Below are 20028 nucleotides of genomic sequence, written 5' to 3'. Positions count from 1 at the left end.
TCATGAATCTCGTCACCGCGACCGGTCTGACCGGTGCCGACCAGCTCAACATGGAGCTCGTCGAACGTAAGGGGGCCGGACACCCTGACACACTCGCCGACGGTGTCGCCGAGGCGGTCTCCCGGCACTACAGCGCCTACTGTCTGGAGCACTTCGGTGCGATCCTGCACCACAACACCGACAAGACCGCCCTGCTCGGCGGAGCGGCCGAGGTCGGCTTCGGGCACGGGCGCCTCACCGAGCCGATCGTCGCCCTGGTCAACGGACGGCTCACCCCCGCCCTCGGCGACCACATCATCCCGGTCGAAGAGATCATCACCACCGCCACGACGGAATTCCTCGGTCGCGCCCTGCCGCTGTTGAACGCGGAGACCGATCTGGTCATCCGCTCCCGCATGTCACAGGCGTCCAGCCCCGGGGCCGTCACCGGGCCGACCGACGACCAGCAGGCGGGACGCCGGTTCTGGTTCGCGCCGCGCGGCCTGGAGGACCTTCCCGAGCTGAAGCGGATGTTCGCCAACGACACCTCCGCAGGTGTCGGGTACGCCCCGCTCGGTCTGGCCGAACAACTCGCGTTGACCATCGAGCCCCTGCTGACGTCCGCGGAGTTCACCACCGGGCACCCGCAGTTCGGGACGGACGTCAAGCTCATGATCGTACGCACCGGAGTACGGCTGAACATCACCGCGTGCGTCCCGCAGATCGCCGCGCACACCCCTGACCTGGACACCTACGTCGCCCACCGGAACCAGGCCAGAGAGCTGATCACCGACCTCGCCGCAGAACTGGCCCCCGACCACCAGGTGCACGTGGCCGTCAACACCCGGGACGACGACACTCGCCGCGAGCTGTACCTCACCGCGATCGGCTCCTCAATCGAGTCGGGAGACGAGGGCGTGGTCGGCCGCGGCAACCGCGCCAATGGACTGATCTCGATGTTGCGCCCGATGTCCATGGAGGGCGTCTCGGGCAAGAACTCCGTCTACCACGTCGGCAAGCTCTACAACCTGGCCGCACAGCGGGTCGCGGCGAAACTGCACGAGGAGACCGGCAGAACGTACGCGGTTGCCCTGGTCTCCCAGTCGGGGCGTGACCTTGAGGACCCCTGGCAGGTCCTGGTGCAGGCCTCCGGTGACGAACGCATCGATCCGGACCTGACCCGCAAGACGGTGACGGCCGTGATGGGCGACCTGGACGACATCCGTACCGCGCTGCTGGACGGCGCGCTCCCCACCGCGTGAAAGAGCGAACCCATGACTTCTCGTCCCACCCGACCTCCACTGGAGCCCTGCCTGAACCCGGCCACCGTCACCGGACTGGACCTGGAGGACTTCCTGTGCCTGGCCGCGGTGACCTCCTTCCACACCGTGGAACTGTCGATCCAGCAGGTCGTCGCCTACGGGCCGGAGAAGGTCGCCACGCTTCTGAGCGCACTCGGCCTGAGCGTGGCGGCAGCCAGCGGCATCATCCCCGCCGGACCGGTACTGCCCGCCCCACTGCTGCTCACCGATGACGCCTACGTCGCGACACTGGCCGACCTGCCCGAACGGCTCGCCGCGTTCCAGATGATCGGCTGCCGGGTCGCCACCGTACTGCTCAACCCGCGCACCGGCGACGATCCGCAGTCAGCCGGCGCGATCGCGGTGAAGCGGCTGCGAGGTCTGGCCGAGGTGGCCGCCCACTACGGAGTACGGCTGGCCGTCGAGGCCGTCGGAGTTCGCGCCGGTCTGGACCCCTGCCTGGAAGGGCCGCACGAGGTCGCCGCCACCCTGCCCCACCTGGCCGAACTCCTGGAGCGCGTCGGCCGCGACGACGTGGGTGTGTGCGTGGACTCCTTCCACTGGGCCGCCACCGGCGCCGATCCCGGACACCTGACCGGACTGGCGCCGTTGCGCATCGAGCATGTACAGCTCGCCGACGTTCCGGCCGGTCTGTCGCCGGACCGGTGGACCGACGAGATGCGGCTGTTCCCCGGTGAGGGAGCCCTGGACTGGACGACGTTCACCGAGGCGCTCGCAGCTGCGGAGTACGGCGGGCCGCTGTCGGTCGAGCTGTTCAACCCCGAGTTGCGGCTGCTGCCGGAAAGCGAGATCGCCACCCGCGCCTACGTGACGGCCCGAGCAATCGTGGACACCGCGTGAGTACGAGAACCGGTGAGAGCCGGAGATGGAAGCTGGCGATCGTGGGATGTGGTGGAGCGGCGTTCGGGATACACCTGCCGCTCCTCACCGCCCATCCGGCGTTCGAGGTGGTGGCCGTCGCCGACCGTGAGGTGAGCCGGGCCTGGGAGGCGGCGCGTCGCTTCGCCGTACCGCACTTCGCCGCCGACGCGACCGAAGTGCTGGACGAGGCCGACATGCTTCTGGTTCTGACCGGCGTGCACGAACCGTTGGTCGAGCTGGCCCTGAAGCAGGGGAAACACGTCTTCACCGAGAAGCCCCTCAGCTTGGACGTCACACGTACCGAAGAGCTGCGTCGCCGAGCACTTCAGGCGGGACTGCTGCTGGAGGTAGGCGCGATGCGGGCCTACGACCCGTCTCTGCACACGCTGCTGGAGACGATTTCGGCAGGGAAGATCAACGGTGGCGTGCTCATCAAGGCCGACGGAGCCGATCAGACCACCAGAGCAGACTTCCTCCCGGCTGGCTTCACGCCGTACACCTTCGACGCCGATCCGGCGCCGCTCCTGCCGTCCGGACTGGACGGGCACCGGGCCCGAGTCCTGCAGGTACTGCTGTGGCAGGGGTATCACCAGCTCACCGCTCTGACGGTGATCTGTCCCAAGCTCACGGCACTCGCCTGCGTCACCACCCCCGGGGTGGGGACGCTCCACGCCCTCATCCATGGGGGTGGCGCCGTGTTCACCATGATCATCACCGGTGCATCGGCCGGGATCTACCGCGACGAGATCTACCTCGACGTCGGAGACCGGACGGAGACCCTCACGTTCGCCCCGCCGTACCTGGCGGGGCTGTCAGGGAGTGGAGAACGGCAGGCGCACCGGGTGTTCGCCTCGATGTGGGGTGGCATCGACGTCCGCCTGCGCCGCGCTCACGGTCTTCCCGTCCTCGGAGCCGAGCCTTCTTGGCAGCGGACGGACAGCGCCGAGCTGGCGGAGCGGGTCGAGCGGCTTGCCCTGGAGCTGGCCGTGCTCGCCTCCGTTTCGAATTGTGTAGAGAGGCGGCTCATCGTATGACACGACAGAGGCTCGGGACACAGCCGCAGGTGGGTCTGATCGGTGCGGGCCGGATCGCCCGCACCGGTCACTTGCCCGCCTACGCCGCCGGTGACGTCCCCCTGGTCGCCATATGCAGCAGCACCGGAACATCGGCCCGTGCTTTGGCCGCCACCTGGCCGGGTACTCCGCCGCGCGTCCACGCGAGCGCGACCGAGCTGGCCGCCGACCCGGACGTCGATCTCATCGACATCACGACTCCGCCGACCGGCCGCACAGAACTGATCGCCTCGCTGCTGCCGTACGGCAAGCCGCTCCTGGTCCAGAAACCTCTGGCCTACACCCTGGAGGAAGCCACCACGATCGTCGAGCAGGCGGCGACCGCAGGGGTGCCGATCGCGGTCAATCACAATCTGCGCTGGGCACCGCCCCAACGGGTGCTCACCGAGTGGATCACGGACGGTCGCCTTGGGGAGATCGTGCACCTGGCCCACGTGCACCACTTCGGCGAGGACGAACGCAACTGGTACACCGATCACCCCGACTACCTGTTTGTCGATCACGGCCTTCACTACCTGGATCTGGTCCGGTGGCACACAGGGCGCGACCCGGTCGCCGTCACCGCTCGCACCGCCCGTGTCCCAGGGCAGAGCGCGCTCTGCCCACTGGCCTACACGGTCATGCTGCGGTTCGACGAGCCACCGCTGGTCGCTTCTCTGGCTTTGTACGACGCGACCCGTTCGGTAGCGGCGTGGGCGAGCAACTGGTTCGTCAACGGCACCAGGGCCGACGCCCATCTCACCTACACCACCGCGACCCTGCACACCGCCTCGGGGAAGACCATCTCGCGCACGCCTCCCGGCGAATGGGTGCCCGACGGGATCCTGACCGCCTACACCGCGTTCGCGGAGGCTCTCGCCGAGGACCGGCTCCCACCCCACCACGCCGGTGATCACCTTCGCACCCTGGCCCTGGCTCAAGCTGCGGCGATCTCAGCTCAGGCCGACGGAGCGTGGATCGACATCCCCGCCACCGAAGGAGACCAACCCCGATGCCTGTGACATTAGCCTTCGAAGGACCACCCGGTGCGGGCAAAACCAGCCTGCTCGCCGCTCTCGTCCCGAGGCTCGGCGACCGGTGCGTGTTCTTCTCCGAACCCAACGTCAAACTCGTCAGCGGTACGAAGGCTCCCGTCCACCCGGGCACCGCGGCTCACACCCTGTGGTATCTGCGATCGGAACGACTACGCTCCGCCGCCCTGTCGGCCTGTGCTGAGGAACACGACGTCGAAGCCGTACTGCTGGATCGCAACCACCTCGGCGTGCTGGCCTACTGCTTCGCCACCCGTCATCCCGACGCGTTCCCCTACGCCAAGGCCTTGGACTACCACCGACAGCGCATCGCACCGGTGCTGCCCGCCGACATGCGCACGGTGATTCTCCAGGTCGGGGTGACCGACAGCCTGAACCGTCGCGGTGGACGCGCCTCCCATCCACGCTGGCAACAGTGGTACGAACCGGAGCTGCTGGAGCGGATGGACATGTTCTACCGCGAACACGCGCCCGAACTCTGCCCTCGACCGCCACTGATCATCGACACCAGTTCACTCACCCCAGGGGCCATCCAGGAGATGGTGGCCGTCGAGCTGGCCTTGTCCGGGGTTTCGTCGGAGGGGTGGTCGGTAAGTTCCCGCCCGCTCATCGCCGACGCCTTCGCCATCGCCTACAACGCCGCAGGTGGAGCCGCTGTTCTCGGTAGCCCTGTCACCACGGCCTTCGCCTACAGGGGCGGGCTGATGCAGATGTTCCAACTCGCCGCCCTGCACCAGGTCGGCGACCACACCTTCGTCTGGAATCCCCTCGGGTCCAGCCAGTTCACGGAGACAGGCTCATGAGCAGGAAGACACCGTGCGCGGTGGGCATCAACCTCGGGCACGATGGCGGCACCGCTCTGGTCACCCCCGATGTGATGATCGCGATCGGCGAGGAGCGCCTCAACCGCACCCGCTACAGTCCCGGCTGGCAGGCAGCTTTGTTGTACTGTCTGCGCGCCGCCGGACTACGTCTCGACGACATCGATCTGGTCGTGATCAGCAACGTCGGCCGTACTCCGGCCGTCCCGTCCGATACCGGGCTGGCACACCTCGGCGTCGAGGAGGAGCGAATCCGCGTTCTCGACCACCACCTCTCCCACGCCTACACCGCCTACTGCCTGGGTCCGTACGACGTGGCCACCGTGCTGATCGCTGACGGCGCCGGCAACCACGCCGATACCGAGACCTTCTACCTGGCAGGCCCGGACGGCATCGAGCGACTCGGCGGCAACGACTCCAACCGGGGCCGCCACGGTGGGATCGGCGCTGCCTACGAGGCCTTCACCGAGCATCTCGGCTGGCACCCTCAGGAGGCAGGAAAGACCATGGCTCTGGCCGCCTACGGCGACCCGACCGCCTACCTCGCGCCGCTGTTCGACCTCCACGACACCCGCGTCTACGGACGACTGGAGAGCACGCATGCCCGAGGCGTGGCCGCACTCGCCGCGACGACCGGTTTCGACTTCGGTCCGCCCGGCAGCCGGGGTGACCACCCGCGTGGCATCGACGCCGCGGCCTACCTCCAAGACCAGGTGGAGCAGGTACTGTGCGCGCTCATCCAGGCTGTCATCTCGGTCACCGGGGTGAGTGAGGTGTGCATGGCCGGTGGAGTCGCGCTCAACTGCGTCGCCAACGACAGGATTCGCCGCCTGCCCGAGGTGAGCGGCCTGTTCGTCCCGCCCCCGGCCTCCGACCGTGGCCAAGCTCTTGGCAACGCCCTGTACGGCCTGCACCAGCTCACCGGCGAACTACCTCGCCGCTCATTGACTGTGGATTCCTTCGGCCGTTTCTACTCCGGCGAGGAGATCGAGCTCGCGCTGAACCGTGATACTCGCTCAGGGCTTGTCGAGCGCCGCTTCGTCCCCTTCACCTGGCGCTGGGAGAGCGACATCGCCACCTGCGCCGCGCAGATGCTCGTCGACGGACGTCTGGTCGGCTGGTTCCAGGGCGGTAGCGAACTCGGTCCTCGGGCGCTGGGCAACCGCTCGATTCTGGCCGACCCACGCGGCATCGCGGGCAGGGACGCGCTGAACGATCGGATCAAGCATCGCGAACCCTTCCGGCCGTTCGCCCCCGCCGTTCTCACCGCCGACGCCTCCCGTTGGTTCGACCTGGACGGCCCGTCCCCGTTCATGCTGCTCGCACCCGCCGTCCGCTACGGCGCCAGGAGCCGGATCCCCGGTGTGGTTCATGTTGACGGAACCGCCCGCGTTCAGACCGTCGACCCTGCAGCCTCTCCACGTTTCGCCGCGCTCATCGAACGCTTCGGGGCACTCACCGGCGTGCCCGTCGTGCTGAACACCAGCTTCAACGACCGTGAACCGATCGTGGAGACCCCGGCCGACGCGCTCGCGACATTCCAGGCGAGCGACCTGGACGCCTTGTGCCTGGGCGAATACCTGGTGGAGAAGCTCTGAAGGAGGATGGAGAGATGAGCACTCCGAGAATCCGAGAGGCCGCCCGCGCCGTCGTCCTGGACGAGAACGACCGTGTCCTGCTGCTCCGCTACGACGAGGGCGGCAAGGTTTTCTGGGCGACCCCCGGAGGAGCGCTCGACCCGGGAGAGGACTATCAGGCTGCCGTTCGCAGGGAACTCGGCGAGGAACTCGGCGTCGCAGATGTGGAGCTTGGCCCGCAGATCGCCACCCGCAGCAAGGAGCACCTGGTTCAGGGAGAGACCGTTCGGCAGGTCGAGCGCTACTTCGTCGTCCGCCTCTCAGCCGACCATGTCGATCCTGCCCGCGCCACGCAGACCGACGGCATCCTGGCTTGGAAATGGTGGACGCTGGAGGATCTGAATGCCACCGACCAGACGGTCTACCCGGTAGAACTTACAAGGTTGATCGGCCATTTCCTTGCTGACGGTCCCTCGGCCGGTTCTTCCAGGATGAGGCTCTGACGCTTGCATAGGCCTGTGCGCGTCCGTGGCTGCGGGCCACGCCCATTGCTCTATCTGTGGATCGCGCTTTCCGCTGCTTAAGAAAGGCTCTGTATAATGAGAGCGGCAAGATCGAAATTCTTCATGATGTAGGTCATGAAGACGTCTTTGACGGCCGTCAACAAAGTGACAGAAAAGGGCATGGTGAACCCGGTGTCCTTTACATCGAGGGATAGCTGTCGGCTTCTGTTGCCGCGTTCCTATCGTACTCGATGCTTTCTGTGGAGAGTGTTATCTGCACAAGGCGAAGGGTTCATGTCCAACTGACCGATTTTGGGTCTGCTATGGCTCGACTGGAACGATACAGGGAAGGTCTGCTTGCTTCAAGGCTGATCTGGTCTGCCCGGTGGGTCTGAGTGCCGGTTACGGCTGGTGCGGCCGAGTGGGTTTCTATGATTGCCGAATGGGGTTCCGGGTGGCCTGTTTCGATGAGTCTAGATGCCTTTGTAGGCGTGGGGATATGTTACTGGCGTCACTCTGCCTGTTTCGTCTCTCTCGCGGGGGTGAGTGTGGATCCCATCTCATCGAGGATTCTTGCTTCCTGATGAATTTCGCCGATGCTACGAGCCAGATCGAGAGCTTTCTTGAAGAATCTTAGGGCGATTTCATGCTTTTTTGTGTTCCGATATATTGTGCCGATGCTGCGAAGGGAAACAATTTCCTGATAGTGGTCTGATATCTCGATCGATATGTTCGCGGCCTTCTGGTGATGGATGAGTGCCTCCCGGCTTCTTCCCATCCGCATATAACAACTTCCGATGTCGTTTAGGATGCCGGCTTCGTGCCCTCGGTCGCCGATTCTCTGGTACCCCTTGAAGGATTTTCGGTAGAATTCAAGGGCGTCTGTGTAGCGCCCCATGCCCTGGTAGGCGTTGGCAACGTTGTTGAGCCAGATTGCCTCGCTCTGCGGGCCCATGTGCGGGTCGAAGGAAGCCGCCTGCTGGTAGTGGCGTAGCGCTTTATCATAGTGACCGAGACTTATCTCGACGTCGCCAATGTTGTTCATCGTGACTTGCTGGCCACGCAGGTCAGCATCCTCCTGACACATGCCGAACGCTTCCCACAGACATTCGGCGGCCCAGAGATGGTTTCCTCGGTGACTGTGGATGAAAGCGATGTGGTTGAGGCTGTCTGCCTGGCCATGACGGTCCCCAATCGCTCTGCGCAGTGATAAAGCCTGATTGAAGTAGCCGAAGGCGACGTCGAACTCGGAGTGACGCCAGTGCACTAGGCCAATGTGGTCGAGTAAGTAGCTGACCGCCTTCTGGTCTGCTGCAGTTCGTTGGATCTCTAACGCCTCGGTTGCCAGATGAAGCGCCTCGTCGTATTGGCCGGTCTGCCACCTGGCCACGCTGAGGTCGGTCATGGCACGAGCCAGGCCTGGACGGTCATCCAGCTCGTGCCAAGTCACCATCGCCCGCTCGTGGAGGGTGGCCCCCTCGATCCAGTGTCCCCACAGGTCCAGGTGACGGCTGAGTACGTATGCGAGTAGGGCGGCGTGTTTGGCCCATCCGTGGCCGGTGGCATGGTGGGCGACAAGGACCAGGTTGTTCAGTTCGGCTTCCAGCCAGGAGTGAGCCTGGTCGGTGTCGCTGAATTCGACCACCCTGGGCGACGAGCCAGGAACCTCGATCGGGTCGCGGGCGCGGTAGGGGTAGAGGAGACGGTCGGCTGCGTCCGCTGTGAGGAGGTAGTGGTCGAAGGCTCGGCCGAGGACTTCGGTGCGGGACGCCTCCGGTTCGCGGTCCGACAGCAGGAGGGCGTACTCACGGATGAGATCGTGGAATCGGTAACGGCCCTTGCGGGGTTCGTCGATTAGATGGTGATCGACGAATTCGTCGAGGATCTCCTCGGTCTCGGTGAGGCTCGTGTCCAACAGTGCCGACGCGCTCTCGGGGGTGAGGTCTGCGCCGGGGTGCAGGCCGAGCCGCCAGAACGCCTGCTTCAGGCGTTCGTCAAGAGCGTGGAAGGACAGTTCGAAGGCAGCAGTGATTTCGCGGTTCCCAGCCTTGATGGCTGGAAGTCTTCGTCGAGTCCTGCTGAGCAGTTCCGCGATGTCGGCCGCGTCCCAGGCGGCCCTGTTCTTGAGCCGACTGCCGACCAGTTGAATCGCCAGGGGAAGGTGACCACAGAGCCGTACGACTGAGGCGACTCCTTCTTCCTGGAAGGCACGCCCTGGACCGGCGACGCGACGCAGGAGTACGGCGCCGTCCTCGGGCGGCAGGACGTTCAGCGAGAGGGAGTGGACGTCGTCGAGTCCGGCAAGCCGCCGTCTGCTGGTGATCACGACGAGGCTGCCGGGCGTCCCAGGAAGAAGGTCGCTGATTTGGTCGTGCCGGGCGGCGTTGTCGAGGAGGATGAGCACCTTGCGGCGGGCCAACTCGGCCCGCCACATCGCGGCCCGGCCGTCCAGACCGTTCGGTACGAGCTTGCCGGGAATGCCGAGATCTCGCAGGAGCCGGTCAAGGGCGGTCGCCGGGTCCATCGCGTCGTTCTGGGCGTCGTGGCCGTGCAGGTCGAGGTAGAGCTGCCCGTCCGGATAGTCGCCGGTGAGCCGGTGCGCCAGATGTACGGCCAGTGCCGTCTTGCCGACCCCTGCCATGCCGTCGATCGCCAGCACGGTGACCGTGTCCCGCCGGGCCTGGAAACCGACGAGTTGGTCCAGCTCCGCGGTGCGGCCGGTGAAGGTCTGCTTGTCCCGGGGCAGGGTGTTCGGAGCAGCCTCTTTTCTGGGCGCGGGCAATAATGTGGGGTCGTTCTTGAGGACGCGCAGATGCAGTTCCTGTAACGCCGGGTTGGGTTCCGTGCCGAGTTCACGGAGTTCCTGGCGCGCCCGGTTGTAGGCGTTGAGCGCCTCCGTCGGCCTTCCTTCGTGGCAGAGCCTCCGCATGTGAAGCTCCACGAGCTTCTCGCGGAACGGAAATTTGTTGACCAGCTCAACGAGTTCCGCACTGTCTTCGGGTTTTTGGCCGTGCTGAATTTCGAGTTCGATGCGTTCGATCCTGCTGTCGAGCACTTCTCCTTCGATTTTCTCCCGGGTTTGTTCGGCCCATGATCCCGTCAGGCCCGTCAGTGCCTCTCCCCGGTGGAGCGCGTCCGCCTCGCGATAGAGGCGCAGGGCATGTTCGGTCGTCTCGCTTTCCCTGGCCTGTGCGCGGAGTTTCAGGAACCGGTGGTAGTCGATGTTCTCCGGGTCGGTCTCAAGGAGGTAGGCCCCGGCATGTCGCCGCAGGTGAACGGTGCCGTTGAGGGAGCCTCTCAGCCGGGCGACGTGGCTGTACAGGCTGTCTCTGGCCTTGGGGGGCGGGCCGTCACCCCACACCTTGTGGACGAGCGACTCCACGGTTACCGGTCGTCCCGGAGTCATGAGGAGGATGGCCAAAACGAGACGTGTTTTGGCCTGTCCCAGGTCGTGGCGTTGCCCGCTGGACCATAACTCGACTGGACCGAGAATACGGAATTCCATTCGAGCCCCTTTTCCTAGGGCGTCAGCATCTACGTGAGATTTTTTCATCGAAATTGGAGCGGATCCAGGGCCGTGATGTCACTTCTGTATCTCACGTCATTCACAGCGAGGTCCTATGAGACGGCGCAGGGTTCCGACAAGGAGACCGCAAGGGGTTCCGCAAGGTTCGGGGGTGACGCTCCGGTTAGTGGGCTTTGCCCACTGCCGAAGGCCGGACGAATCCAAGAGGTGGGGCAGGAGAATGGTCGAATGGAACAGGGTGGCAGTTGGGCTCGATTCCCGTCGATGGGCGACGCGCAGAGTCCACAAGACGGTCCTGGTGGCCGTCCACACCGTGACCGCGGGGCAGCGGCTGCTGGACACGGCCCGTCTGCTGGAGTCGAACCTGGGGATCCAGGTCGTCTTCACCAAGGCTCCGGACATCTTCAACGCCGGGGTCGATGAGTTCATCAGCGGCCTGGGGGGCGCCTCCCTCCCCTGGGCGCAGGTCCCACACCAGGTGTTCGACCTCGCCCTGGCCGCGAGCCTTGGATCGATCCACGAGATCCACGCGCCGCTGGCCGTCATGCCGCACGGCGCGGGTTTCAACAAGCTGGTTCCCGCCAGGGACGGGGCCAGGGCGGAGGACCGCGCGCCGTACGGACTTGACGCTCAGCGGTTGATGCGCGACGGCGTCGTGCTGCCCGCGGCGATCATCCTGCCGCACGAGATCGAACTCGGGCGGCTGGCCCGCACGTGCCCGCAGGCGCTTCCCGTCGCGGCGGTCGTCGGCGACTCCTCCCACGACCTGCTGGTGGCCAGCCTGCCGCACCGCGACCTCTACCGGCAGGCGCTGAAGGTCGGTCCGGGTCAGAAGCTGGTCGTGGTCACCTCGACCTGGGGGCAGCAGTCGCTGTTCGGCAGGCACTCCGACCTGCTGCCGCGCCTGCTGGCCGAACTGCCGCGCGAGGAGTTCCGCGTCGCGGTGCTCTTCCACCCCAACGTCTGGTTCGGGCACGGCATCTGGCAGGTGCGGGCCTGGCTCGCCGACGAGCTGAGGAACGGGCTGAGCCTGATCCCGCCCGACGTCGACTGGCGCGCGGTCCTCGCCGCCGCCGACTGGATCATCGGCGACCACGGCTCGGTCACCCTGTACGGCGCCGTCACCGGTAAGCCCGTCATGCTGGCCGGGTTCCCGAACGCGGACGTCGACCCGGCCTCCGGTCTCGCCAAGCTGGCGGCCGTCGCCCCCCGGGTCTCCCGGCGTGGTTCGCTGCGTGCCCAGCTCGACCGGGCGGCCAAGGAGATGCGGCCCGACCGCTACCAGGCGGTCACCGAGCTGATCACCTCGGAGCCGGGCCGTTTCGACCAGAACATGCGCCGTCTCATCTACCGCTTACTGGGCTTACGACGGCCCGAGCACGTCCACGCGACCCCGGCGGTGCCGGCTCCCCGGCTCGCCGCGTGAGGAGAACGGCCATGACCAACAGGTTCGTCACAGCCCAGCTGTTCAGGGTGGGGCACCTGCCCACGGTCGAACGGCGCGGCGTTGCCATACCGCGCCAGGGGACATCGGCACTCATGGTGACGTCGGTCCGTGAGACCCACGTCATGCTCCTCACCCCCGGCCGAGGAACCCTCAGGCGCGGCACGCCCCGAGGCACCAGGATCTTCGACGGCACGCACGTTGTGGCCCGTCTCGACGAGCGGGCGGACCGGGACTGGTACGAGGTGGCCGACGTGCTCGTGACCCCGCAGCCGGGAGGCGAGATCCTCGGCCGCTACCCGGGTTGCGAGGTCGCGGTCGGCGCGCGTCCGCCCGGCTGCCTGGCCGCGCTGCGCGACGGACGGCTCGTCACGATCGCAGGAAGCGCGCGTCCCGCGCTCTGCGGCTCCTTCCTGTACGGCTGGCGCGCCGCCGGGATGCCGCTCGACGCCCTGACCACGGACTCGGTGTTCTTCGGCCGGTACGTGGGACGGATCGAAGCACTTGAGACGACCGGACGGGCGTGTGTCCGTACGGGAGAGGAGGCGGCGTGACACGCCGGATCGTGGTCGCGGGCGCGGTCAGTCTCTACATGTCGGTGGGGGTGACGGAGTTCCCGGTACGGTACGCCTCCACCTCGTCTCCCCGGTGGATCGCCACCGGGGTCTCCGGGGCGGCCGGGCACATCGCGCAGATCCTCAGAACCCTGGGGGACGACGTCCGCCTGTGCACCGTCCTTGGCCGTGACCTGCCCGGCCTCGGCATAGCGGCCGAGCTCGGCAGGAACGGCCTGCTCGGCCCTGGGATCGTCGAGGGGGCCGAGTCGTCGGTGGGGGTGGCGCTCGTCGGTCCGGACGGCCGCCGGATGGGGCTTCCCCATCTGACGCCGGTGAACACCGTCCCCTATCCCGTGAACCTGCTTGCGGCGAATGCCCACGGCGCCGACCTGCTGGTCCTGACGAACACGAAATTCGTCCGTGAGCTGGTCGAACCTGCCTCCCGGCTCGGCGTCCCCATCGCTGTGGATCTCCACCTCGTCTCCGACCTCGACGGGGAGTACAACCGGCCGTGGCTCGACGCGGCGACGGTCGTCTTCTGCAGTGACGAACGGCTCCCCGACCCGCCCGAGGTGTGGGTGCGGCGGCTGTTCGCCCGCTACCCGCGCTGCCGGTTGGCGGGGGTCGGTCTGGGAGCCCGGGGGGCGCTGCTGGCCACCAGGGAGGGAACGCTCGTCCGGGTGGAGGCGGTCGCGCCTCGTGGAGTCGTCAACACCACCGGGGCGGGCGACGCACTGTTCGCCACGTTCCTGCACTTCTGGTGTGAGGCGGAGGATCCGGTTCGGGCATTACGGCTGGCGGTGGTGCACGCGGGCTGGAAGGTCGGTGCTCCAGCGTCGGTCACCGCGTCACTGACCCTCGACGAACTGTCAGCCCTTGACGCCGTCCACACGCCCAACACTGTCGTCGGACGCTGGGACAGCTGAACTCATCGCGCGCCGTAGCGTTGCCTGTCTGGGCATCGGTACGGCGCGCTCTGTCTGGGCGGTTGACGTGGCGTGGTCACCTGGCCAGCCGGGACAGACGTTCCTGTAACTGTCTGCTCCGGCTGCCGCTCTGTGCCAGGACGCGCTGGGCCTCCTCGTAGAGGGTCCGCGCGTCCTGTTCACGGTGCTCCCGCAGGGCGAGGTCACCCAACGCCTGAAGGGCCTGCGCCTGGCCGATCGCCGAACCGATCCTCTTCATCTCCTCCAACTCCCGCTCGACCAGGGCCGTCCCAATCTCTCCTCCCCTGGCACTGCCGAGAAGAATGCGTGCTCTGGCCCGGTTGTGTGGGTCGTCCACCTCGGCAAGCAGGCCCTCGGCCTCCGCGAGGTGGTCAACGGCCTCGGCTGTCTTCCCCAGTTCGATCAGTGCCTCACTGAGGTCGCAGAGGAGAAGCGCGACCTTGCGCGACTCCTTCGCCGCTCGGTACTGGCTCAGTGACTCCTGGAGCAGTACGACGGCCTCCTCGATATGGCCTCGGTCCAGTTCGATCAGTCCCAGCCTGCGTGTACTGCCGGATATGCGATACCGGTTCTCCTCCCGGCGCCAGATCTCCAGCGCCGCATGGAAGTCGGCCGCGGCTTCGTCGAGTTCACCGAGGGCGCGGTGTGCCAGCCCGGTCCGGTTCAGCATCTTGGCCTCGGCCTCGGCGTCCGCGCAGGCCCGCGCCGCCTCAAGGCCCATCCTGTCGATCTCAAGGCGTTCGTCATGGCGGCCGCGGTAGAGGAACAGCGGCCACAGCGCGTCCACCAACTGCCATGCCGTGGGGAAAAGCCGCTGCTCCATGGCGACCTGGATGGCCGCCCTGAGGTTGGGGAGTTCGTCGTCGAGCCAGTCGAGTGCCTGTGCTCGATCAGCGAAGGTGAGAGGTTCGGCGGGCTCGTTGACGACCGCGTCGAAGTTGACCTTGCGGTAGGGCATGACCAGTCGGTTCACGGTCGTGGCGGTGGACAGGAACCAGTCGACCGCCCGGTGCACGGTCCGCGCGCGGACCTCCTCGGACTCGTCCCGTTCGGCCATCTCCCGGGCGTGCAGCCGAATCAGGTCGTGGAAGCGGTAGTGGCCGCCGGGCGCGTCGTCGAGCAGGTTGGCATCGATCAGGATCTCCAGCAGTTCCCGCACGTGGGCACGCGGCATCGCGACCGTCGCGGCGGCCGACCAGCTGTCGAAGGTGGTGCCGGGGAAGAGGCCGAGCCGCCGGTAGATCCGCCTGATGTCGTCGGAGGAGAGCCCGTTGTAGGAAAGCGCCAATGCCGCCTGGACCTTCGTCTCGTCCTCGTCGCCGATCGACAACTCCGCCAACCTCCGTCGTTCGTGGGTAAGGGCCTGCACCATCTCGGACAGGGGCCAGCGAGGCCTGGTGGCAAGCCGGGCGGCGGCGACGCACAGGGCGAGCGGCAGCCGGGCGCACAACTCGACCAGCCGTTCGGCGGACTCCTGCTCGGCGCGTATCCGCTCGCCGCCGACGGTGCGTCCGAGGAGTTCGATCGAGGACCTCGGGCTGAGCTGCTCAAGCTGTACGGCTCGGGCACCGCGCATCAGCAACCCCGCCAGGCGCCAACGGCTGGTGACGATCGTGACGCTCTCCGCCGAGGCGGGCAGCAGGGGGGTCACCTGTGCGACCGATATGGCGTTGTCCAGCATGACCACCAGGCGGCGTCCGCTCACCAGCGACTGGTAGAGCGCGGAACGTTCCGCCAGTCCGGCGGGGACGCGCTTGGGTTCGACGCCGAACGCGCGGATGAACCACCCCAGCACCTCGGTCGGCTGGATGGGTTTGTCGGTCGCGTGTCCCCGCAGGTCGGCGAAGAGCCCGCCGTCGGGGAAGGAGTCGTGTTCCCGGTGCGACCAGTGCAACGCCATCGCTGTCTTGCCGACGCCCGCCGGGCCGCTGACCACCGCGACCTTGGGAGCCCCTGTTCCGCCGGAGCCGGAACGGATGTCGTCCAGCAGGGCGAGCTCGTCATGGCGATTCACGATGGGATGCCCGGCCGGGAGCTGGTTGGGCTTGAGCAGCGGGGCCTCAGGGGAGGCGGTCTGGTGCAGATGGATTCCGCCGTGAACGTCACGGGCCTGGAGGGCCGGCCCGAACACGGTCCCGCCCAGCTCGTTGGAGTGTCCCTGGTCTCTGAGGTCCTCACCCATCGCCCTGCTCGCGTCGTGAGCGATAATTCATGCTCCTGAGATTTTTGACTGCGGTTATATCTCTTTGCGGTTGGGGAAATCTGGCCGGAACTTCCATTTTTATCGTTGCTCTTGAATTCGTCAAGCGGTCGAGATGGTTATTTCATCGGCCTATCCAGGATTATTATGGTGATGGCTTGCCGGGTGATGCTGAGTGTGGTGGTTGTTCCGGGCCTTCCGTGTACATAGGGTCACCGTATGGCTAATGGGGAACGCGTCGTAAATCCACTGCCCGCTCTCTGGAGAGACGCTCTGGTCCGCCCCGGATGGCGCTCCGCCCCAGCCGTGTCCTGGAGCTTCGACTTCGGCGATCGATTCGGGGGCGGAGTTGTACGGACCGCTTCGACGACTTGGGGAACTCCAGGGAAAAGGGAAGTGAGCAAATACGGTCACCTTGTTCGCGGACGGTTCGTTCGACGTGAAAGGGCCAACGCCCGGGTTCCCGCAAGGGGAAACGTCGGAGGGCGGCTGCTCCCGGTACGAACTGTGAGAGACGCACCATAAAGTCGTGATGTTTCACACTCGAACGTAGGTCCGAAGATTCGGATTGCGGCCCCCGACGGTGAAACCGCCATGTTGGCTGCGGACGGTGAAGAACACGGAGGCAGGCGGCTCCACAGCTCGGGCTGCGAGCCATGGGGCACCGGCCGACCGGGACAGGCCTGTCATACAGATTCCTGCCGACGCCGACAGGTCACGCGTGATCCGCATGGATTTCGCCGTGGATGCAACAGTTTGGGGGGCGTTCTCATCTGGGGGGTGATGAGGACGACGGGAGGCGAAGGTAGTTGGAAGCGGATCCACGGTTCGCGGAGTTCGTCGCCGAGCGGGGGGACGCGCTGTTGCGCTACGGCTACGTGCTGGCCGGGAACCCACACGACGCGGCGGATCTGGTGCAGGAGGCGTTGCTGAAGCTCCGCGCCGCCTGGCCGCGCCTCCTGACGAAGGAGAATCCGGAGAGTTACGTGCGCACCATCATGGCCAGGCTGCACGTCGCCGTCTGGCGGCTGCGGCGCCGTGAGGTGCTCAGCTGGGAGCCGCCCGAGCACGGGTACCACGACAGGCTGCCCGACGGTGGGGAGCAGGCGATGTGGGAGGCGCTGGCCGTACTGCCGCGCAGACAGCGGGTGGTGCTGGTGCTGCGGTACTACGAGGGGCTCGACGACGCGGAGATCGCGGCGGCCCTGGGGATCTCCAGGGGGACCGTACGGAGCCAGGCGTCACGGGCGTTGGACAAGCTTCGCTCCGCCATGCGGACGGAAAGCCACGAAATTTCGGGAAATATCGGCGCAGTGCAGGGGGAGTGGCGATGAACGATTTCGAAAGGAGCCTGCAGGAGACCCTGGGGCACGCGGCGGGAAACGCACCCCGGCTGGCCGGTACGGCCGCGGCCCGGCTGGAGACCGGATACCGGCGGCGCAGGCGGCGGCTGCAGGCGGCACTCGCGACGGCGGCCGTGGTCGCGGTCGCGGGAGGAGGCGTGGTCGGGCTGCGCGTGGGCGGTGACACGGGGGCCTCGTCGGCCAGCGCCACGGGCGGGAGGTCGTCCCAGGTGATGACCTCAACGAAGATCGAGGCCAAGCCGATCGAGCAGGTGTGGCCGCAGGCCGTGGTGAAGCTGCCGCTGAAGGCGCCGAACGGCCGGGACCTGCGACCGATCACCCTGATCGACGACCAGACGCTGCTGGTCGCGGCGGACCGTGACTTCGAGCGGCCGGAGACGATCTACGCCTACCCCCTGGCCGGCGGGGAGCCGCGGAAGATCGCGGACGTGCCCGAGCCTCAGGGGGTGGTGCGGTTCTCCGGCGGCTTCAGCGTCGGCGACGGTCAGGTGGCCTGGTGGAACACGACGAAGGGCAAGACCCACATCTGGGCCGCGTCGTTGGACGGTGCGGGGGCCCGTCCCGTGGCCGACCAGGACATGGAGGGGTTCGACGGCTTCGGCGTGGCGAACGGCAAGGTTGTGTTCTCCCCGGTGAACGGCGGGGTGTTCACCGTTCCCCTGACCGGGGGGAAGGCGACGCGGATTCCGGCCGGCGACAGGCAGCACCTGCTGTCGTGGCCGTGGGCGGGTTCGCCGGGCATCGGCGGCGGGCGCGACAAGCCCCTCTTCACCCGGCTGGTCAACCTGGAGACCGGAAAGGTCGACTCGGCCGCCGTCGACGGGAAGGATCGGGTGTACGCCTGCGGGGTGCACTCCTGCATCGGCGTGACGGCTGACGAGGAGGGCTTCGTCCGGTTACGTGACGGCTCACAGCAGAAGGACGTGCCCCTCGGTTACCAGATCCCCGAGCCGCTGAGGCAGGACCGTTTCCATCTGTGCAACATCAAGGAGGACGAGCAGGCGCTCGGGCTCTTCGACGTGAGCACCGGCACGATCGTCGACTTGGGCCTGCGGGAGGAGGTGGCGAACGGCGGGATCCCCGTCACCGACCCGACGGGCCGGATCATGTCCTACCGGCTCAAGGGCGAACTCCACGTGGTCGTCCTGTCCAGGATTCCGTGACCGGTCACCAGGAACGTCCCCGTCGTAGCAGGTGGTCGCGGACCGCGACGGCCATGGGGTGAAGCCTTCCCGCCCTGGACACCAGGAACAGCGTGTTGATCGGCGGCAGCTCGGGCTCCAGCAGGGGGACGAGCAGGCCGCCGGTCAGCTCCGCCGTACACAGGTAACGGGGCAGGACGGTCACCCCCGCGCCCGCGACCACCGCGGCGAGGACCCCGCGCAGGTCCGGGACGACCAGGGCGGGCACGCGCGTCAGACGGGTCCCGAAGACGACCCGCCAGTAACGGCGCAGGATCGGCAGGTTCTCCGCGTAGGCGACCAGGGGAGCCGCCTCAAGCCGGTCGAGGTCCCAGCCGGGGGTGCCGACCAGCACGAACTCCTCGTCGCACAGCGCCTCGGCCGTCAGGGCGGTACCCCTGCGGGGCCGTACGGTGGAGACCACCAGGTCGAGCGTGCCCCCGGCGAGCGTGGTGAGCAGGTCGTCGGCGAGGCCGAGCGTCACCCGCAGCCGCAGCCCCCCGGCGACCATGGGGGCCAGCGCGGGCAGTGCCAGGACGGACATCAGCTCCGCGGGCCCACCGAGGTGTACGGCTCGCTCCGGTACCTCGGTGACGTCGAGTTCCTCAAGCGCGTCGAGCGGCGCCGCGACGCGTCCGGCCAGTTCGTCGGCGGCGGGGGTCGGGGCCATGCCCCGGGGCAGCCGTTCGAACAACGGCTGTCCGAGTGCCCGTTCCAGCGCCCTGACCTGCGCGGTCACGGCGGGCTGCGACAGGCCGAGGTGCTCGGCGGCGCGGGTGACCGAACCTGACCGGTGGACGGCCAGGAACGTACGCAGCAGGTCGAGTGAGATCAGATTTCTGATGGTAGTACCCGGAAGGCGTTATTGGTCGTCCACGGGGAGATGGGTGACGATCATGGCATGCGTATCGCGATTGTCCTCACCAGCCATGGCGAACTGGGTGAAACCGGCAGGAGCACCGGTTTCTACGTGTCGGAGGCGGCGGAGCCGTGGGAGATCTTCACCGAGGCCGGGCACGAGGTCGAGGTGGTCAGTGTGGCCGGGGGTGTGCCGCCGCGTGACGGCGAGAACGCCGACGACCCGGTGCAGCGTCGTTTCCTCGACGTGCTCGGGGAGACCGCGCGGGTGGCGGACCTGGAGCCGGAGAGGTACGACGCCGTGTTCTTCGCGGGCGGTCACGGGGCCATGTGGGACTTCCCCGGCGACCCCGGGATCGGCCGGTTGACCCGGGGGGTCCACGAGCGGGGTGGTGTCGTCGCGGCCGTCTGCCACGGTCCGGCCGCGCTGGTCGACCTCGAACTGTCCGACGGGAAGCCGCTGGTCGCGGGCAGGCGGGTCGCGGCCTTCACCGGCAGCGAGGAGGAGGCGGTCGGGCTGACCGCGGTGGTGCCGTTCCCGCTGGCCGAGCGGCTGCGCGAGCAGGGGGCCGAGCACGTGCCCGCCGCCGACTTCGCCGCCCAGGTCGTCACGGACGGCCGCCTGGTCACCGGCCAGAACCCGGCCTCGGCCCGTGGCGTGGCCGAGGAGGTCGTACGGGTACTGGCCGGGGAGTGAACAGGCCCTGAGCGTCCGAACGGGGGCCGGCGCCCGAGCGGGGCGGAGAGCTTGAACGGGGCCGGATAGAGGCTGACGCGGGACGAA

At 67.2% G+C, this 20028-nt stretch carries 16 protein-coding genes; 13 read left to right on the top strand and 3 right to left on the bottom strand.

The genetic code is table 11. The features are described 5' to 3' along the window. Positions 1–2: 2 nt before the first annotated feature. The 7 genes from ACIBVQ_RS24710 to ACIBVQ_RS24680 are packed head-to-tail and all read left to right on the top strand — an operon-like array spanning position 3 to position 7167. Positions 3–1241 (top strand): methionine adenosyltransferase, encoded by a 1239-nt coding sequence (locus ACIBVQ_RS24710; RefSeq protein ID WP_352014417.1) that lies wholly within the window; start codon positions 3–5, stop codon positions 1239–1241. Positions 1242–1253: 12 nt separating this feature from the next. Continuing rightward, positions 1254–2141 (top strand): sugar phosphate isomerase/epimerase family protein, encoded by an 888-nt coding sequence (locus tag ACIBVQ_RS24705; protein WP_399180218.1) that lies wholly within the window; start codon positions 1254–1256, stop codon positions 2139–2141. Further along, entirely contained in the window at positions 2138–3196 is a 1059-nt protein-coding gene (locus tag ACIBVQ_RS24700) for a Gfo/Idh/MocA family oxidoreductase (protein ID WP_352014415.1), read from the top strand. Before ACIBVQ_RS24705 ends, ACIBVQ_RS24700 begins: the two co-directional genes overlap by 4 nt. Before the next feature lie 29 nt (positions 3197–3225). Next, entirely contained in the window at positions 3226–4236 is a 1011-nt protein-coding gene (locus tag ACIBVQ_RS24695; protein WP_399180215.1) for a Gfo/Idh/MocA family protein, read from the top strand. Then, positions 4227–5069 carry a hypothetical protein gene (locus ACIBVQ_RS24690; RefSeq protein WP_399180213.1) on the top strand — a complete coding sequence of 281 codons (843 nt, stop codon included), beginning with the start codon at positions 4227–4229 and terminating at the stop codon, positions 5067–5069. The genes ACIBVQ_RS24695 and ACIBVQ_RS24690 overlap by 10 nt, the downstream gene beginning before the upstream one ends. After that, positions 5066–6685, top strand: a complete 1620-nt coding sequence (locus ACIBVQ_RS24685; RefSeq protein ID WP_399180211.1) for a carbamoyltransferase — start codon at positions 5066–5068, stop codon at positions 6683–6685. The genes ACIBVQ_RS24690 and ACIBVQ_RS24685 overlap by 4 nt, the downstream gene beginning before the upstream one ends. A gap of 14 nt (positions 6686–6699) precedes the next feature. Continuing rightward, positions 6700–7167, top strand: a complete 468-nt coding sequence (locus ACIBVQ_RS24680) for an NUDIX hydrolase (protein WP_399180209.1) — start codon at positions 6700–6702, stop codon at positions 7165–7167. 511 nt (positions 7168–7678) lie between these two features. Here the strand turns inward: ACIBVQ_RS24680 and ACIBVQ_RS24675 are convergent. Further along, positions 7679–10672 carry a tetratricopeptide repeat protein gene (locus tag ACIBVQ_RS24675; protein WP_399180207.1) on the bottom strand — a complete coding sequence of 998 codons (2994 nt, stop codon included), beginning with the start codon at positions 10670–10672 and terminating at the stop codon, positions 7679–7681. 319 nt (positions 10673–10991) lie between these two features. Between ACIBVQ_RS24675 and ACIBVQ_RS24670 the strand changes: the two genes are divergently transcribed. The 3 genes from ACIBVQ_RS24670 to ACIBVQ_RS24660 are packed head-to-tail and all read left to right on the top strand — an operon-like array spanning position 10992 to position 13620. Continuing rightward, positions 10992–12119: a hypothetical protein gene (locus ACIBVQ_RS24670; RefSeq protein WP_399180205.1), complete on the top strand. Its 1128-nt coding sequence runs from the start codon at positions 10992–10994 to the stop codon at positions 12117–12119. 11 nt (positions 12120–12130) lie between these two features. Further along, the gene (locus tag ACIBVQ_RS24665; protein WP_390046718.1) at positions 12131–12691 is read left to right on the top strand and encodes a hypothetical protein; all 561 of its coding nucleotides are present in this window, start codon (positions 12131–12133) and stop codon (positions 12689–12691) included. Next, positions 12688–13620, top strand: coding sequence for a carbohydrate kinase family protein (locus ACIBVQ_RS24660; protein WP_399180203.1), 933 nt, complete (start codon positions 12688–12690; stop codon positions 13618–13620). Before ACIBVQ_RS24665 ends, ACIBVQ_RS24660 begins: the two co-directional genes overlap by 4 nt. 76 nt (positions 13621–13696) lie before the next feature. Here ACIBVQ_RS24660 and ACIBVQ_RS24655 read toward each other — a convergent pair whose 3' ends face one another. Next, a complete protein-coding gene (locus ACIBVQ_RS24655; RefSeq protein WP_362913587.1) occupies positions 13697–15823 on the bottom strand; it encodes a tetratricopeptide repeat protein in 2127 nt (708 codons plus the stop codon). An 827-nt stretch (positions 15824–16650) separates the two neighbouring features. On the opposite strand from ACIBVQ_RS24655, the gene ACIBVQ_RS24650 reads away from it, so the two are divergent. Then, the gene (locus ACIBVQ_RS24650) at positions 16651–17175 is read left to right on the top strand and encodes a SigE family RNA polymerase sigma factor (RefSeq protein ID WP_399180201.1); all 525 of its coding nucleotides are present in this window, start codon (positions 16651–16653) and stop codon (positions 17173–17175) included. After that, the gene (locus ACIBVQ_RS24645) at positions 17172–18368 is read left to right on the top strand and encodes a TolB family protein (protein WP_399180199.1); all 1197 of its coding nucleotides are present in this window, start codon (positions 17172–17174) and stop codon (positions 18366–18368) included. The genes ACIBVQ_RS24650 and ACIBVQ_RS24645 overlap by 4 nt, the downstream gene beginning before the upstream one ends. A 4-nt stretch (positions 18369–18372) precedes the next feature. Here ACIBVQ_RS24645 and ACIBVQ_RS24640 read toward each other — a convergent pair whose 3' ends face one another. Continuing rightward, a complete protein-coding gene (locus tag ACIBVQ_RS24640; protein ID WP_399180392.1) occupies positions 18373–19218 on the bottom strand; it encodes a LysR family transcriptional regulator in 846 nt (281 codons plus the stop codon). Between the two features lie 69 nt (positions 19219–19287). Between ACIBVQ_RS24640 and ACIBVQ_RS24635 the strand changes: the two genes are divergently transcribed. Next, positions 19288–19941 carry a type 1 glutamine amidotransferase domain-containing protein gene (locus ACIBVQ_RS24635; protein WP_352014403.1) on the top strand — a complete coding sequence of 218 codons (654 nt, stop codon included), beginning with the start codon at positions 19288–19290 and terminating at the stop codon, positions 19939–19941. The last annotated feature ends 87 nt before the right edge of the window (positions 19942–20028 follow it).

Source organism: Streptosporangium sp. NPDC049376, assembly GCF_044466505.1.
Lineage (GTDB): Bacteria > Actinomycetota > Actinomycetes > Streptosporangiales > Streptosporangiaceae > Streptosporangium.
The sequence above is the reverse complement of the archived record's forward strand: the minus strand, read 5'-3'. Positions and strand labels throughout refer to the sequence as shown.

Coding starts and splice junctions, on each gene's coding strand:
- ACIBVQ_RS24710 (WP_352014417.1), top strand. CDS start 3: ATGAATCTCGTCACCGCGACCGGTCTGACCGGTGCCGACCAGCTCAAC.
- ACIBVQ_RS24705 (WP_399180218.1), top strand. CDS start 1,254: ATGACTTCTCGTCCCACCCGACCTCCACTGGAGCCCTGCCTGAACCCG.
- ACIBVQ_RS24690 (WP_399180213.1), top strand. CDS start 4,227: ATGCCTGTGACATTAGCCTTCGAAGGACCACCCGGTGCGGGCAAAACC.
- ACIBVQ_RS24685 (WP_399180211.1), top strand. CDS start 5,066: ATGAGCAGGAAGACACCGTGCGCGGTGGGCATCAACCTCGGGCACGAT.
- ACIBVQ_RS24680 (WP_399180209.1), top strand. CDS start 6,700: ATGAGCACTCCGAGAATCCGAGAGGCCGCCCGCGCCGTCGTCCTGGAC.
- ACIBVQ_RS24675 (WP_399180207.1), bottom strand. CDS start 10,672: ATGGAATTCCGTATTCTCGGTCCAGTCGAGTTATGGTCCAGCGGGCAA.
- ACIBVQ_RS24665 (WP_390046718.1), top strand. CDS start 12,131: ATGACCAACAGGTTCGTCACAGCCCAGCTGTTCAGGGTGGGGCACCTG.
- ACIBVQ_RS24655 (WP_362913587.1), bottom strand. CDS start 15,823: ATGGGTGAGGACCTCAGAGACCAGGGACACTCCAACGAGCTGGGCGGG.
- ACIBVQ_RS24645 (WP_399180199.1), top strand. CDS start 17,172: ATGAACGATTTCGAAAGGAGCCTGCAGGAGACCCTGGGGCACGCGGCG.
- ACIBVQ_RS24635 (WP_352014403.1), top strand. CDS start 19,288: ATGCGTATCGCGATTGTCCTCACCAGCCATGGCGAACTGGGTGAAACC.